At 36.9% G+C, this 13,600-nt stretch carries 14 protein-coding genes; 5 read left to right on the forward strand and 9 right to left on the reverse strand.

Features of this window, described 5'->3' with window-relative positions; all coding sequences use genetic code 11:
• The first annotated feature begins 82 nt into the window (after positions 1 to 82).
• Together LK994_RS11325 and LK994_RS11330 are read left to right on the forward strand one after the other, a co-directional pair.
• Positions 83 to 961: a DMT family transporter gene (locus LK994_RS11325; RefSeq protein WP_229760194.1), complete on the forward strand. Its 879-nt coding sequence runs from the start codon at positions 83 to 85 to the stop codon at positions 959 to 961.
• Positions 962 to 1,082: 121 nt separating this feature from the next.
• Entirely contained in the window at positions 1,083 to 1,880 is a 798-nt protein-coding gene (locus tag LK994_RS11330; RefSeq protein ID WP_229760195.1) for a DUF481 domain-containing protein, read from the forward strand.
• Positions 1,881 to 2,090: 210 nt separating this feature from the next.
• Here the strand turns inward: LK994_RS11330 and LK994_RS11335 are convergent, their stop codons facing one another.
• From LK994_RS11335 to LK994_RS11345, 3 genes are all read right to left on the reverse strand, one after another.
• Positions 2,091 to 3,446, reverse strand: coding sequence for an SBBP repeat-containing protein (locus tag LK994_RS11335; protein ID WP_229760196.1), 1,356 nt, complete (start codon positions 3,444 to 3,446; stop codon positions 2,091 to 2,093).
• A 605-nt stretch (positions 3,447 to 4,051) separates the two neighbouring features.
• A complete protein-coding gene (locus tag LK994_RS11340; protein WP_229760197.1) occupies positions 4,052 to 4,486 on the reverse strand; it encodes an SRPBCC family protein in 435 nt (144 codons plus the stop codon).
• A 17-nt stretch (positions 4,487 to 4,503) separates the two neighbouring features.
• The gene (locus LK994_RS11345) at positions 4,504 to 4,983 is read right to left on the reverse strand and encodes a DinB family protein (RefSeq protein ID WP_229760198.1); all 480 of its coding nucleotides are present in this window, start codon (positions 4,981 to 4,983) and stop codon (positions 4,504 to 4,506) included.
• A 121-nt stretch (positions 4,984 to 5,104) separates the two neighbouring features.
• On the opposite strand from LK994_RS11345, the gene LK994_RS11350 reads away from it, so the two are divergent.
• A complete protein-coding gene (locus LK994_RS11350; protein WP_229760199.1) occupies positions 5,105 to 6,091 on the forward strand; it encodes a GlxA family transcriptional regulator in 987 nt (328 codons plus the stop codon).
• 642 nt (positions 6,092 to 6,733) lie between these two features.
• On the opposite strand, the gene LK994_RS11355 is transcribed toward LK994_RS11350, so the two are convergent.
• From LK994_RS11355 to ahcY, 4 genes are all read right to left on the reverse strand, one after another.
• The gene (locus tag LK994_RS11355) at positions 6,734 to 7,528 is read right to left on the reverse strand and encodes a hypothetical protein (RefSeq protein ID WP_229760200.1); all 795 of its coding nucleotides are present in this window, start codon (positions 7,526 to 7,528) and stop codon (positions 6,734 to 6,736) included.
• Positions 7,529 to 7,781: 253 nt separating this feature from the next.
• Positions 7,782 to 9,130, reverse strand: a protein-coding gene (locus tag LK994_RS11360; RefSeq protein ID WP_229759599.1) for an IS3 family transposase whose coding sequence is annotated in 2 segments (ribosomal slippage) — positions 7,782 to 8,792 and positions 8,795 to 9,130 — 1,347 coding nt in all. Because the reading frame shifts where the segments join, the coding sequence is not laid out codon by codon here.
• Between the two features lie 54 nt (positions 9,131 to 9,184).
• Positions 9,185 to 9,322 (reverse strand): hypothetical protein, encoded by a 138-nt coding sequence (locus LK994_RS11365; protein ID WP_229760201.1) that lies wholly within the window; start codon positions 9,320 to 9,322, stop codon positions 9,185 to 9,187.
• Between the two features lie 219 nt (positions 9,323 to 9,541).
• On the reverse strand, positions 9,542 to 10,870 hold the full coding sequence (ahcY, locus tag LK994_RS11370; RefSeq protein WP_229760202.1) for an adenosylhomocysteinase: 1,329 nt from the start codon (positions 10,868 to 10,870) through the stop codon (positions 9,542 to 9,544).
• A gap of 119 nt (positions 10,871 to 10,989) precedes the next feature.
• Between ahcY and LK994_RS11375 the strand changes: the two genes are divergently transcribed.
• Both LK994_RS11375 and LK994_RS11380 read left to right on the forward strand, forming a co-directional pair.
• Positions 10,990 to 11,490 (forward strand): Lrp/AsnC family transcriptional regulator, encoded by a 501-nt coding sequence (locus tag LK994_RS11375; protein ID WP_229760203.1) that lies wholly within the window; start codon positions 10,990 to 10,992, stop codon positions 11,488 to 11,490.
• Between the two features lie 172 nt (positions 11,491 to 11,662).
• Positions 11,663 to 12,394 carry an SIMPL domain-containing protein gene (locus LK994_RS11380; RefSeq protein WP_229760204.1) on the forward strand — a complete coding sequence of 244 codons (732 nt, stop codon included), beginning with the start codon at positions 11,663 to 11,665 and terminating at the stop codon, positions 12,392 to 12,394.
• Positions 12,395 to 12,583: 189 nt separating this feature from the next.
• Here LK994_RS11380 and LK994_RS11385 read toward each other — a convergent pair whose 3' ends face one another.
• On the reverse strand, positions 12,584 to 13,084 hold the full coding sequence (locus LK994_RS11385; protein ID WP_229760205.1) for a GNAT family N-acetyltransferase: 501 nt from the start codon (positions 13,082 to 13,084) through the stop codon (positions 12,584 to 12,586).
• A gap of 5 nt (positions 13,085 to 13,089) precedes the next feature.
• Entirely contained in the window at positions 13,090 to 13,581 is a 492-nt protein-coding gene (locus tag LK994_RS11390; RefSeq protein ID WP_229760206.1) for a hypothetical protein, read from the reverse strand.
• Positions 13,582 to 13,600: the final 19 nt, after the last annotated feature.

Here is a 13,600-nt window from a genome sequence, read left to right on the forward strand (position 1 = left end):
TAGTAATAGGCCGAAACGTTCTTAGTTTTGTTTAGGTTAGGAGAGACGTTGTAGGGAAGAAAAAGCCTTTAATTTTGCCCCTATGAAAAAAGTGGGCGGGTACCGGATAAAATTGATCATTGCAGGAATTTGTTTTGCCATACTATGGGCATCGGCATCAGCGGCTACAAAAATTGCCCTGCTATCAGCTCAGCCATTTGTAATAGCGGTTACCCGTTTTTTTATAGCTGCCGTTATCATGCTGTTTGTTTCACATGTTTTATTAAAAAAAAGAGTGCCACAAAAACAGGAGTGGAGGCAATTGGTTATTTATGGCACTTTCAATATCAGTATCTATTTGGGATTGTATGTAATTGCAATGATGAATGTATCGGCCGGATTGGGTACTTTATCTGTGGGCACCAACCCTGTTATTATCAGTATCATCTCAGCCATCTGGTTAAAACAACAAATAAAACGGGCCACTATTATTAGTTTGCTGTTGTGTTCAGCCGGTATATTAGTAGCAGCATGGCCATTGCTGCAAAACAGTTATGCCACACCGATGGGATTAACTTTATTACTCACCAGTATGCTGGCATATTCTGCAGGAGCTGTTTATTTTTCCAACAACAAATGGAATGGGCTGCACATTCTTGTTATCAATGGATGGCAAACATTGTTCGGCGGTATTTTATTGCTTCCTTTCTTATTTGCTTTTTATGATGCCCATAAAAATGTATACGATATCAGATCCATTGGAGGGATTGTATGGCTGGCCATTCCGGTATCTATTGGTGCTGTACAGTTGTGGTTGTATTTATTAAAAGACAATCCGGTAAAAGCATCTTTCTGGTTATTCTTATGCCCGGTGTTTGGATTTGCCATAGCATCTGCAATGCTGCATGAACCAATTAGCATCCATACATTCATTGGAGTTGCATTAGTGATAGGAGGATTATATATTGTGCAGAAGAAGTAAAAACAATGGTTGGTGTGCTTTTGCCGTGTGGTCTTTTGTACAGTGCCGAAGACGTTGCCCGGAAGTATGCTATCCATATCTCTTGCTGTACTTTATTATATTTGACCTATAATTACAATGTGTGTTGAAAAAGATATTCTTCTTTATTATTATAGCAGGTTGTTGTCAATCGCTGAAAGCACAAATACTTACTGTAGATCTTACAGACACTGCAGCTTATGCAAAAAAAACTGTTTGCAAGGGGAGTCTTTCGTTGGGGTTGGAAGGTGACAAACAAAAAACGTTGTTGTTAGATGGTACCAATGTTTTTAATTTTCAACTGCAGCATTATAAAGAATTACTGATTCTGGCAGCCAGTTATCGTTTTACTAATGACGGCGACCAGAATTTTCTTAACTCAGGATTTGTCCATTTACGCTGGAGGCATGATTATAAAAACACCTGGCAGCCTGAAACATTTGTGCAATACCAATGGGATGGTTCAAGAGGAATGCTGGACAGGTTTTTAATAGGAGAGAATGCACGCTATACCTTCTGGCATAAAAAGAATTGGGAGCTTAGTATTGCCACTGGTGTTATGTACGAAGCAGAAACCTGGAATTATAATGGCGTGGATACGGTATTAAAACCGCTTGCGCCCAACAATCAAATGACCAGTTTGCTTAAATCAAATAATTATGTGAAACTGGATGGAAAGACATCCGCCAATAGTGATCTTTCTTTTATTGTTTTTTACCAAGCCCCCTTCAAATCTTTTTTTGATACTTATCGTATTGCAACAAGTGCAAAGTTTGAAGTAGCCTTTGCAAAACATTTTGATTTTGCCATTGCATTCAGCAGTTTGTACGATTCAAAACCGGTGGTGCCCATAACAAAATTCTATTATAATTTTTCCAATGGGATCGTGTATAAATTTTGAGTGATTCATTCTTGTCGGTCGGTGTCCTCATAGATCGGTAATGATAGTTGTACCGACCAAGGATAAAAAGTTTTAGTTGTTAAATACGCTCACTCTTAGCGCAAATATTTACTTATGCAGCATACTGCATTTCATTCAGAAGATTGTTAGTGTATTAAATTCGGGCACAAGCAAATGCTTGCGCCAATGTGAGGCGGAAAGGCTGAAAAATTAATGCAAAACTGTAAGCTCATATCCTGAACTAACGGTAACTGTTGCAGAAGGATCAATTTTTATACTTCTTATTGTAGGGTTTGAATTTATTGTAACTGTTTTACCACTTGCAATAATTACCTCTGCATTTATATCCGGAACTTTTCCTGTATTCCAGTTAGCAGCATTTTCCCAGGCTCCATCCCCGGTAAAAATATAAGTGATGTAGTTTGCGGGTGTATATTGAGCAATATATTTTTTGCCTTTAGCATTCTTAATAGAACCTCCTGCATATAAAGTTCCCTTATTATATAGAAGCGTGTATATCTCATCGGTAGCATTGATGCCGATGCCAGCATTACCAACTTGTTTCCACGAAAGTCCATTCCATTTATAAACAGTAGTGATTGTAATGCTAGAGTCAACGTATGTAGTTGCATATACATTGCCTGAAGTATCTGTAGCCAAAGCCAATACGCCCCACTCCGAATAAAAATTATCAACTTTTGCCCATGTGGCCCCATTCCACTTATAGGCATATCCTCCTACAGAAGATGTGCCGAAACCATTTGGATAACCATAATCTTCCCCTACATATAAGTTTCCTGATTTATCAATTTCAATTGCTACACAACTGTTTTTTAAAGGAAATGTATCTACACCAGCACCTAATTCTGTCCATGCAGTACCATTCCATTTAGCTGCACATCTTTTATTTATAGCATTCTTATAATCTACTGCATAAAGATTGTTTGAATTGTCGCATTTTATTTTTTTAATATACTTGGTAGGATTAAGTGCATTTACTCCTGTTCCTACTTCAGTCCATACAGCACCACCCCATTTAGCAACATAATATTTACCACTACCGTTAACAAATGATCCAGTGACATATAAGTTTCCTGCAGTATCCAGAGCAATGGAATTTATATACTGATAGGTATTTGCATATGCATTCAATGCATTTCCTCCCACTTGTGCCCATGTAGTACCATTCCACTTAGCTACATAATATTGACCATTTGCATTGGTAAAAAAACCTGCTGCATATATATTATTTTTCTTGTCACATGCAAGCATTGTAATTTCACCATTTGCATTCAGAGCATTTCCTCCTATTCCTAATTCTGCCCATGCAGTGCCATCATATTTTGCTACATAGTACTTGGAAAGCGTAGGATTATTATAATTTTTAAAAGCTATCGTTGTGTAAAAATTACCATTGTTATCAGCAATAAGCTCTTGAACACTTCCTGTTTGTTCACTTATAATAGAAGAATCAGGGCCAAATGTTGTCCAGCCATCTTGTGCATGAATATATGCAGGAGTAATGATCAGTAAAACAATATAAAAAAGAGGTGCAATTTTTTTCATGCTGAAAATTAAGTTTCAAATATAGATTATAGTTTTTGTAATCAGGTAAACGATTGTAGTTATAAGAACAAACTCTGTTGCTTCCGCACTTTTGGCCACTCTTTATTCCTAGCAACGTCTCCGGCTCTGCTAAGGCTCGGGGATAGACGTTGCTAGGAAGAAGAAACCTATCGTGGATATGTTCTGAACCTAATTAGGATACATTGCTCAACCTATCATGGATATGGTCTTAACCTAATGAGGATATGTTACCCAATCTATTGTGGATATATTCTGAACCTAATGAAGATAGGACACCCAACCTATCGTGGATACGTTCTTAACCTAATGAAGATAGGTTACCCAACCTATCGTGGATACTCTCTTAATCTAATGTGGATACGTTACCAAACCTATCGTGGATACGTTCTAAAGCTAATGAAGATAGGTTACCCAACCTATCGTGGATACGTTGATTGACCTAATTAGGATAGGTTAAGATCATTTTTAGGGTGTGAGTTACTGTTAGCATTTATAAATTCGGGCGCAAGCAAATGCTTGCGCCAATATGGGAGCCACGAACCAGGGCGGAGAAACACCTACGGCGGCGGAAAATTTTTATAATTTTAATTAAACACATTTACTCCTTGTCCTGTCTCTATTAAACTTTTGAGGCTAGTTTGTATTAGCTGGCCCCAAGCCCAAGAACAATTATTATAACATTCGAAAGCAGGAACTAACCCTTTATGAGTGAACTTCACTTGTGTATTTCCATCTACATTTTCAATAAGAAATTCAATTGTTGAACCTGTCCATTCAGTAGGTATAGGAAATTTAAGACTACTTTCAGTTACCTTCCACACAACTTTCTTGTTTGGAATAAGCTCTACAATTTTTTGCTTTGAAAAATGAACATCCTTCATTTGGTATGTAAATTCATTGTTTAGTGTATCTGTCTGTCCAATGATTTCGCCTTGCCACCAAGCTCTTACATTATTGATAGCTTTATAAACTTCTTCCGTTGAATTGCTTACTTGAATTGTTGTTGTAAAATCTTGCATAATATTTTTTTATAAAATTATTTTAGTAAAACTAATTGTCCTGTATGATATTGTAAATGTGATGTTCTTGTAATTATAATATTAAGTTTATTGCGATGTGGTTCTTTCAAAAAATCTTCTTCGGAAACTGCTGTGTGTTTTGCAAACCACTCATCGGCAGTTACTTTTTCAAACTTTTCTTGTAGCATTTCGTTATGCTTTACCCACATTACTCTTAATTCAGATGCAGAAGGAATTTGTGGAGCCACTCTGTCGGCTTCTTTAATAAATGGTTCGTTTAATTCAGGAAATAGCTTTTCACCTATTCCCAATAATATCAACATATCATCGTGAACTGCAATAAGGTGTCCTAAAAGATAAATTCCTCTGTTTTTTCCTGTCGCAATTTCTCTTTGCAACTGCTCATCACTCAATTCATTCAAGTGTTTGTTGAAATTTAAGATAGAACCAATCCATCTGTCCAATACCATTTTAATGGCGATTTCTGTTTGTGTCATTTTATTAAATTTTATTTTGCAAACATAATGTCTAATTTATAATATATATGTGTGTTAATTAGACAATATAAAGGGTTGATTTAGACAAGTCTTTTATTTATCTTTGCCCCAAAAAAAGCAAATGAGGCACTTGTCTATTTTAGTTCCTGACGAACAAACCAATATGAGTACAATTGCTTGTATTGTTGGTACTTACCAAATATTTAGCGAGGCGAATAAATTTAGAGAATTAAACGGCAACAAAGCACTCTTTGAAATTGCCTTGGTGGGTGCTACAAAAACTGATTTTTTGAATGATAATTTTCTATCTGTAAAACCTCAATGTTCTATTGCTGAAATCGACCATACACAACTCATTATAATTCCTGCCTCATTAATAAAAAGCTATGAAACTGCTACTAAAAATAATAAATTATTGATAGATTGGATTACCAAACAATACAAGCTAGGTGCTGAAGTGGCAAGTATGTGTATCGGCAGTTTTATGTTGGCATCTACTGGTTTATTAACTGGCAAAACGTGTTCTACTCATTGGGCATTGTCAGAAAGTTTTAAAAACCTGCACCCCGATGTTAATTTGCAAACAGATAAATTAATAACTGATGAAAATGGTATATATACAAATGGTGGTGCATATTCTTTTTTAAACTTATTACTTTATTTAGTAGAAAAATTTTATGACAGAGCCACTGCTATTCATTGTGCAAAATATTTTCAGATAGATGTAGATAGAAACTTACAAGCTGAATTTTCAATATTTAATGGTCATAAAAAACACAATGACGATGAAGTTTTGTCTGCACAACAATTTCTTGAAAAAAATTATCAAGATAAAATTTCTATGGAGAAGTTGTCTGCAAAATTGAATATTGGAAGACGAAATTTTGACAGAAGATTTATAAAAGCTACTGGAATAACACCACTTGATTATTTGCAACGAGTTAGAATAGAAGTTTCCAAAAAGTTATTAGAAACTTCTCGAAAATCGGTCAATGAAATTATGTATGAAGTAGGCTATAATGATGTCAAAGCATTTCGTGATGTATTTAGTCGTGTAAGTGGTTTGTCACCTTTAGATTATAAATCAAAGTACAACAAGGAAAACTGATTGTCTCCGCCCTGGTTCGTGGCACACGAAACAGCGAGTCTGACTAGCAACCGAATATATAAAACATTGTATCGGCTATAATTTATTATAAGGAAAAAAATATTTTTTAATGATTTTGTTACAGTTTAAATTTTGCTGTTTCGTGTGCCACGAACCAGGGCGGAGGGCGGAGGATATTTACGCCAGATGGATGAACTGATATAAATCGATAGCCCCGGTTCGTGGCACACGAAACGGCAAAGCTTGAGTTGTATCTAATTTTTTGAAACGAACATTTGTGCTTCGTGGCATCATCGTTGTGTCACTCACTTGTACTGTATACCGTTATTGAACTTTTATGGAAGAAGTATTTGAATTGCTGTTTTCGTTACAGTTTTAAACTTGCTGTTTCGTGTGCCACGAATCAGGGCAGAGGGGTATGAAATCTATTCAATATGCTGTTAGTTCTTTTAAATTCTAGCACAAGCGGACGCTTGCGCTAAAAACTTTTAAATTTGTTACAAGCTTGGACCAATAGGGGGGGATTATACTTTAGTAAAATGTTAGTGTATTAAATTCGGGCACAAGCAAATGCTTGCGCCAAGAGCATTAATTTTGTTGGCTTCTTATGCCAATATGGTAACTAATATATTTCAAACTTATTTAGTCACCAATCATCATTACATCAAAAGTAATATCGTAGTTAATGGCACTGGTGCTGGTATTAATCAGCCGAGCTTTACAACTCGTGGAATTGCAATCATACAGTTTTACAAATACCCTGTAAAGTTGACCGACGGTACCACCTGTTGAAATTTCATTTCCTACAAACACGGTGGGCCTGTTGGTGAAAATGCCATTTGGCCATACTATAGAAAACTCAGCCGATTGTGCACTACCATTCAGTATGGCAGTAACTGAATAACTTTGGTTATAAATCTTAATATTGCCACCAGCAGCAGTACCTGCCCGGACAACCGGCTTATCGCCACCTACCACCGCATTGCCGCTAATAGTTGCATTACCGGTAATAGCCAATGTACCGTTAATAGCCGCATTACCTATTACGTTAAGTCCGTTGTGAGCGGTAACAATGCCGGTAGTATTGGCAATACTTAAGGGAGTTGAATTAGTTAATGTTCCTGCACCATAACTGAAAGCCAGGCCACTGTTGCTTGCATCATAATTCATACGCCAGGTAACATCGGCAGTAGAATTATAAATGGCATAACTGCCATTTTTTACTGTAACTCTATAGTTAAGTAGATCAGAAAGAGTATAGCCTATTCCTAGATTGGCATCAATGTAAACATTACCGGTTGTATGCAAATTGCCATTCACATCCAATTTATATGCAGGATCGGGAAAGCCAATTCCTACATTCTGACTGCGTAATACCATACAAAAAAGACTTAGGCAAATAGTAAGGCCTAGTGTAATGGGAAAAGAACTTTTCATGTAAGCATATTTTAGTTAATGAATGGATAAGTTTGGTAAACTGTATCTAAGATATAAAAAAGTTAATTAAAAATATCAATTTTGGTTTTTGTACGCTAACCATCCCGCTTTTTACCTTTGTAGGTATTCTGTAATTGCGAAAAATACCAACATCTGCATGTATGTCGTCAAATCAAAGTGAACTTTCTCTTAGAGAGTGTTTCGTGATTTAAAGATACTTTTTATTTTTAGTTTTATAGTGTACAGATTAAAATTAAGATGCTATTTTTTGTCTTAAATAATTTTGCCTTCTTCTTTGAAGCGTTAGCATTTTTATTCTTTGCCTGTATTTAAAAATCTCTTCTTGCCTTCCGTAATAAACATCTGCCGGTGTGACATTCCCAAGAGACTCATGATAGCGTTCATGATTATAGTAGTGTACAAAAGCCGTTAATGATGCTTCCAGTTCTTCAGGGCAGTAGTAATTATCCAACTTAACAACGTTTTTCATTGACCGATGATAACGTTCAATTTTCCCTTGTGTTTGCGGATGATTGGGCCTGCCATGTAAAAGTTTCATTTTCTTGTTTTGTAAAAAGATTTTGAGTTCTGATGCGATATAGCAAGCTCCATTGTCCGATAATAACTTTGGCCTGAACTCATTTGGCAACTCTGAAGCCTCCAGGGCTCTATTAACTGTTCGTTGTACATCCTCTGTTTTCATTGTCTTACAGAGTTCCCAATGAACAATAAAACGGCTGTAATCATCCAGTACTGTACTCAGATAATACCATCCCCATCCCAATATCTTGAAGTAAGTAAAATCTGTTTGCCACATTTCATGAACAAAGCAGGTCTTTTGACTAAATTCATTTCCTGCTGCTAACAAAATATGTGAAGGGCTGGTGATTAACCCTTTGGCCTTCAAAATCCGGTACACGCTGGATTCTGATATGAATATTCCTTTTACATCACTGAGTTTACAGGATAATTCTCTGGGTGATAACTCGGCATATTCCAGCGCAATCTCCACTACAAGATTCTTTTCAGACTGTGGTATCGTATTCCAGCGTTGCCGGGTAGCACGTTTTGATTCAAGGCCATTAGCACCCTTATCCAAATAAGCTTTGTACCAATTGTAAAACGTACTCTTGTTGATCCCCAACTGTACCAAAGTTCTGTTTACTCCCAGTTCTGAACGTTCAACCAATTGAATGATTTCCTCCTTTTCTGCTACTGATAATCTCATACGACGTTGATATTTTTCGCTTACTCCAAGATGGTTAAGCTTTTTTTTACAATGTCATAGCGGAGCATCAGATCAGCTACCATTTCTTTTAACCTTTGATTCTCTTTACGTAGTTCAGTTACTTCGTCACTAGTAGCTTCACGAGTAGTATCACCATTAAGGCGTTTCTTACCTGCTTCCATGAACTCTTTATTCCATTTGTAAAACAATGCCTGGTTAATCCCATGTTTACGACATATCTCTGCGGTAGAGCTTTCACCTCGTAGTGCTTCCATAACTATAAGGATCTTTTGTTCGGAGGTGAACAATCGCCTAGTCCTGCGACGGATGTCTTTAATGAAGTTTTCTGTGGACTGTTTTTGTTTCTTTTCCATGTTATTCTATTTTAATGATGAACAATGGAAATACTCTCTAAAATTAACTTATTTTTAGTCCAGTTTTAGCTGACGATTTACAGTTTTTGCAACACTTTCAAGTGACTTGCCAATTTGTTTCATGGCTGGACTTAATGAATCCTCATATACTTTATCTAGAGGAACTATACTTTTAATATCGTCTGGTTTCATATACTATTCAATTAATAAATCAAATATACAAAAGAATAAACTTGACTACGCTTCGATAAAAGTTCAATAAAGATATAGCGCACAAGAGTGCGACGCCACTGCAGCCCAATAGCACCACAACTGCTTGTTACCCCGAGTTCCACTTCGTTCGTCGGGGCAGGCATAAAAATAAAAAAGCCCCACTTTGTGGGGCTTTTTATTATAACGCTTTTGCGAATATTAATAACGGTAAGCATCAGTTTTGTACGGGCCTTCTTTTGGAATTCCTAAGTACGCAGCTTGCTCTGTAGTTAATTCGTCTAAACGAACACCGATTTTTGCAAGGTGTAAACGAGCTACTTTTTCATCCAAATGTTTTGGAAGAACGTACACTTTGTTTTCGTATTTTTCGCCTTTTGTCCACAACTCAATTTGAGCCAGGGTTTGGTTGGTGAAAGAGTTACTCATCACAAATGATGGGTGACCTGTAGCACAACCTAAGTTCACTAAACGGCCTTCAGCTAAAACGATCACATCTTTACCATCGATCGTATACAGATCAACTTGTGGTTTGATGGTATTTTTAGTGTTACCATAGTTAGCGTTCAACCATGCCATGTCAATTTCAATATCAAAGTGACCGATGTTACAAACGATCGCTTTATCTTTCATTACACGGAAATGTTTTTCAGTGATCAGGTCTCTACAACCAGATGCAGTAACGATGATATCCGCTTCTTTAACCGCTTCGATCATTGGTTTTACTTCAAAACCATCCATTGCAGCTTGTAATGCACAGATAGGATCGATCTCAGTAACAATTACACGGCAACCGGCACCTTGTAATGAAGCAGCAGAACCTTTACCTACGTCACCGTAAGAACCAACCACTGCAACTTTACCGGCCATCATCACGTCAGTAGCACGACGGATCGCATCTACCAATGATTCTTTACAACCGTATTTGTTATCGAATTTAGATTTAGTTACTGAATCGTTTACGTTGATAGCAGGAATAGGCAACGTACCTTTTTCCATTCTTTCGTATAAACGGTGTACACCTGTAGTGGTTTCTTCAGATAAACCTTTAACGTGCTGGATCAACTCAGGGTAAGTATCAAATACCATGTTAGTTAAATCACCACCATCATCCAAGATCATGTTCAACGGACGGTCTGCACCACCGAAGAATAAAGTTTGTTCGATACACCAGTCAGCTTCAGCTTGTGTTTGTCCTTTCCAGGCAAAAACACCGATACCTGCAGCAGCGATAGCAGCAGCAGCCTGATCTTGTGTAGAGAAGATATTACATGAGCTCCATTTAACTTCTGCACCTAACGCAACTAACGTTTCGATCAATACAGCTGTTTGGATGGTCATGTGTAAACAACCTGCAATACGAGCGCCTTTTAAAGGTTGGCTTGGTCCGTATTCTGCACGGATAGCCATTAAGCCCGGCATTTCTGCTTCGGCTAACATAATTTCTTTACGGCCCCATTCTGCAAGACTGATATCAGCTACTTTGTATTTCAAGCTGAAATCAATGTTGGTTTTTGTTATTGTTGACATATTTGATTTTTTTAGACCACAAAAGTACAGTTTTGTAGTGTAATTTTCTGTATCTTGTAGTAAATTTGGAATATTGTTACATTTTTCAATCGTTTAACAGAATAAAATAGTAGTTTATCATGGGAAAAGCGGCACAAAAAGAAGATTTATCTACCACAACATTTGTACCAGACAGTAAAGATCTGGCCATACTGAAAATGTTGCAGGAAAATGCCCGTGTAACGGTGAAGGAAATTTCTGCAGCGATACACTTAAGTACCACGCCGGTGCATGAGCGTATCAAGCGGATGGAGGATGCCGGGGTGATCAAACAGTATGTTACTATAGTAGATAGGAATGCGGTGAATAAAGGGCTGATGATCATTTGTTATGTCTCTTTAAAGGAGCATAGTAAGAATGCCGGTAATAAATTCATCAAAACCATTCATGAACTGAATGAAGTGGTGGAGTGCTTCAGTATTTCGGGTGAGTTTGATTTTTTATTGAAAGTGATGTGTGCGGATATGAATGCGTATTACAATTTCCACGTAAATAAATTATCGCCGATTGAGAACATGGGGCATGTGCAGAGTGTATTTGTGATGGGGGAGGTGAAGAATACGCAGCAATTAGTTTGGTAAAGATTTGATTTGAAGATTTGGAAATTTGAAGATTTGGTGATGATGGAAGTAGGAAGCGTCAATCATATAAACTGTTTTCTATTGGGTTATACTGCAACACAACTTTGAACTTCTAACTATTTGCACACTCTTAACAATTAACGGATTATCTTAACATGAAAATATTTGAAACATGAAAAATTATATTGCTGCTGCTATTATTGCTCTTGGTGTTATAGTGGCATTTGCCATATTGGGGAATGCATATAAATACAAATTCAGAGCGGAGGAAACCATTAGTGTGACGGGGTTGGCGGAAAAAGATTTTGTGAGTGATCAAATCGTTTGGACAGGTAATTACAGTCGTAAAACGATGGATCTTAAAACAGCCTACCAGGAGTTGAAAGATGATGAAGGTAAGATACGTACTTACTTAAAAGGTAAAGGGGTGAATGAGGCAGAGATGGTTTTTAGTGCAGTATCTATTGATAAAGATTTTACTACCAAATATGATGAGAACGGAAAAATGATCGGCAGTGAGTTTACCGGATACAACCTGAAGCAAAATGTTACAGTAGATTCTAAAGACATTGAAAAAGTAGAAAGAATTTCGAGAGAAGTAACTGAGTTGATTGAAAGTGGTATAGAATTCAATTCATCTTCACCATCTTATTATTACACAAAATTATCTGAATTGAAAGTTGACCTGCTGGCCAAAGCCAGTGCAGATGCTAAACAGCGGGCAGAAACCATTGCAAAGAATTCTGGTGGCGGATTAGGCAAGATAAAAAAAGCAACAATGGGAATTTTTCAGATCACCGGAAAGAACAGCAATGAAGATTATAGTTATGGCGGCACTTTTAATACTTCTTCAAAAAACAAAACGGCTTCTATTACTACTAAGATAGATTATGCGGTTGAGTAGTTGATGTGCTGATGTGCTGATGTGCTGATGTGCTGATGTGCTGATGTGCTGATGTGCTGATGTGCTGATGTGCTGATGTGCTGAATTTGATTTCGCAATCTAATTAAAATAAAAACAGCTTCTATTTTTGATCTTTGAGGATTTTAAACGTAGGGGCTGTTTTCATTAGCACATCTGCATATTATCGAATCAGCACATTAATTGCATGATATAATCATCCATAAAAAATCCATTACCGATATCCAGCATCTGTTCTTCTGCAACAGTAAATCCTTTTGCTGTATAAAACAGAACGGAGGGATTCATCTTATTTACATTCAATTGTATTGCGGTAGCACCGGTTGGTTGTATGTCGCTGATGATATAATTCAATAACCGTGTAGCAATGCCCTTACGCTGCTGATCAACGGATACATATAATTTATGCAGTCTGTAAGTGTTTATTTCTGTCTCGCTTTTTATGGAGTAAGATGAATAGCCAACAGGCAGGTCATTTTCATACGCCATAATGAATTGATGTTTCTTTTCGAGTATTTGCTGTTGTAAGGATGTGGGGCTGTACATCAACTCTAACATATAATCGATCTGTTCATCAGTGATGATATTTTTGTAAGCAATTGGCCAGATAGACCTGGCTAGCGAATGAATTGCAGGGATGGCTTCTTCGCCAACCTTTTTAATACTGATCATGAAAACTATTGGATGGTAATTTTAATTTCGGGTGCAAAGAACAGATTGCCTGTTTTGTCATAAGCGATGATGTCGTAGAAATATAACTCTTCTCCGCTATGTAAAAATTCTGTGATATTTGTTTGCCATATTTCTGGTAGGGGAGTTGTTGTAAATCTGTCGGCAGATAAAGTGCTTTTTTGTGAGATCTTACCCGTGGCTTCATCTTCTACAGCCCCCCATTTTGTATAGGCAAATTGGTACGATAATAATTTGTATGTAACATTTTTTTCATCTACAATTCTTAATGGCAAACCAATTACCTGTTTACCTTCTGCAGCTGTGGCTACAGCAGATTTACCTGTAAAATTCCCTAAAAAAGATTTTACGTGAGACGGATTGAATTTATCTGTTGATTTCTGAGTAGGTTTAGTATTCGGAACCTGAGCAACGGCAACTGCTGTTGATATTGTTATTACAAGAATTACACAAAATTGTATAAAGTATATTTTTTTCATAGACACACATTTTAACTAC

Origin of the sequence: Ferruginibacter lapsinanis (assembly GCF_020783315.1) — a bacterium.
Classification (GTDB): domain Bacteria; phylum Bacteroidota; class Bacteroidia; order Chitinophagales; family Chitinophagaceae; genus Ferruginibacter; species Ferruginibacter lapsinanis.

Excerpts from the sequence above, each read along its gene's own strand:
- LK994_RS11325 (WP_229760194.1), top strand. The coding sequence starts at position 83 with ATGAAAAAAGTGGGCGGGTACCGGATAAAATTGATCATTGCAGGAATT.
- LK994_RS11335 (WP_229760196.1), bottom strand. The coding sequence starts at position 3,446 with ATGAAAAAAATTGCACCTCTTTTTTATATTGTTTTACTGATCATTACT.
- LK994_RS11340 (WP_229760197.1), bottom strand. The coding sequence starts at position 4,486 with ATGCAAGATTTTACAACAACAATTCAAGTAAGCAATTCAACGGAAGAA.
- LK994_RS11345 (WP_229760198.1), bottom strand. The coding sequence starts at position 4,983 with ATGACACAAACAGAAATCGCCATTAAAATGGTATTGGACAGATGGATT.
- LK994_RS11350 (WP_229760199.1), top strand. The coding sequence starts at position 5,105 with ATGAGGCACTTGTCTATTTTAGTTCCTGACGAACAAACCAATATGAGT.
- LK994_RS11355 (WP_229760200.1), bottom strand. The coding sequence starts at position 7,528 with ATGAAAAGTTCTTTTCCCATTACACTAGGCCTTACTATTTGCCTAAGT.
- LK994_RS11365 (WP_229760201.1), bottom strand. The coding sequence starts at position 9,322 with ATGAAACCAGACGATATTAAAAGTATAGTTCCTCTAGATAAAGTATAT.
- ahcY (WP_229760202.1), bottom strand. The coding sequence starts at position 10,870 with ATGTCAACAATAACAAAAACCAACATTGATTTCAGCTTGAAATACAAA.
- LK994_RS11375 (WP_229760203.1), top strand. The coding sequence starts at position 10,990 with ATGGGAAAAGCGGCACAAAAAGAAGATTTATCTACCACAACATTTGTA.
- LK994_RS11380 (WP_229760204.1), top strand. The coding sequence starts at position 11,663 with ATGAAAAATTATATTGCTGCTGCTATTATTGCTCTTGGTGTTATAGTG.
- LK994_RS11385 (WP_229760205.1), bottom strand. The coding sequence starts at position 13,084 with ATGATCAGTATTAAAAAGGTTGGCGAAGAAGCCATCCCTGCAATTCAT.
- LK994_RS11390 (WP_229760206.1), bottom strand. The coding sequence starts at position 13,581 with ATGAAAAAAATATACTTTATACAATTTTGTGTAATTCTTGTAATAACA.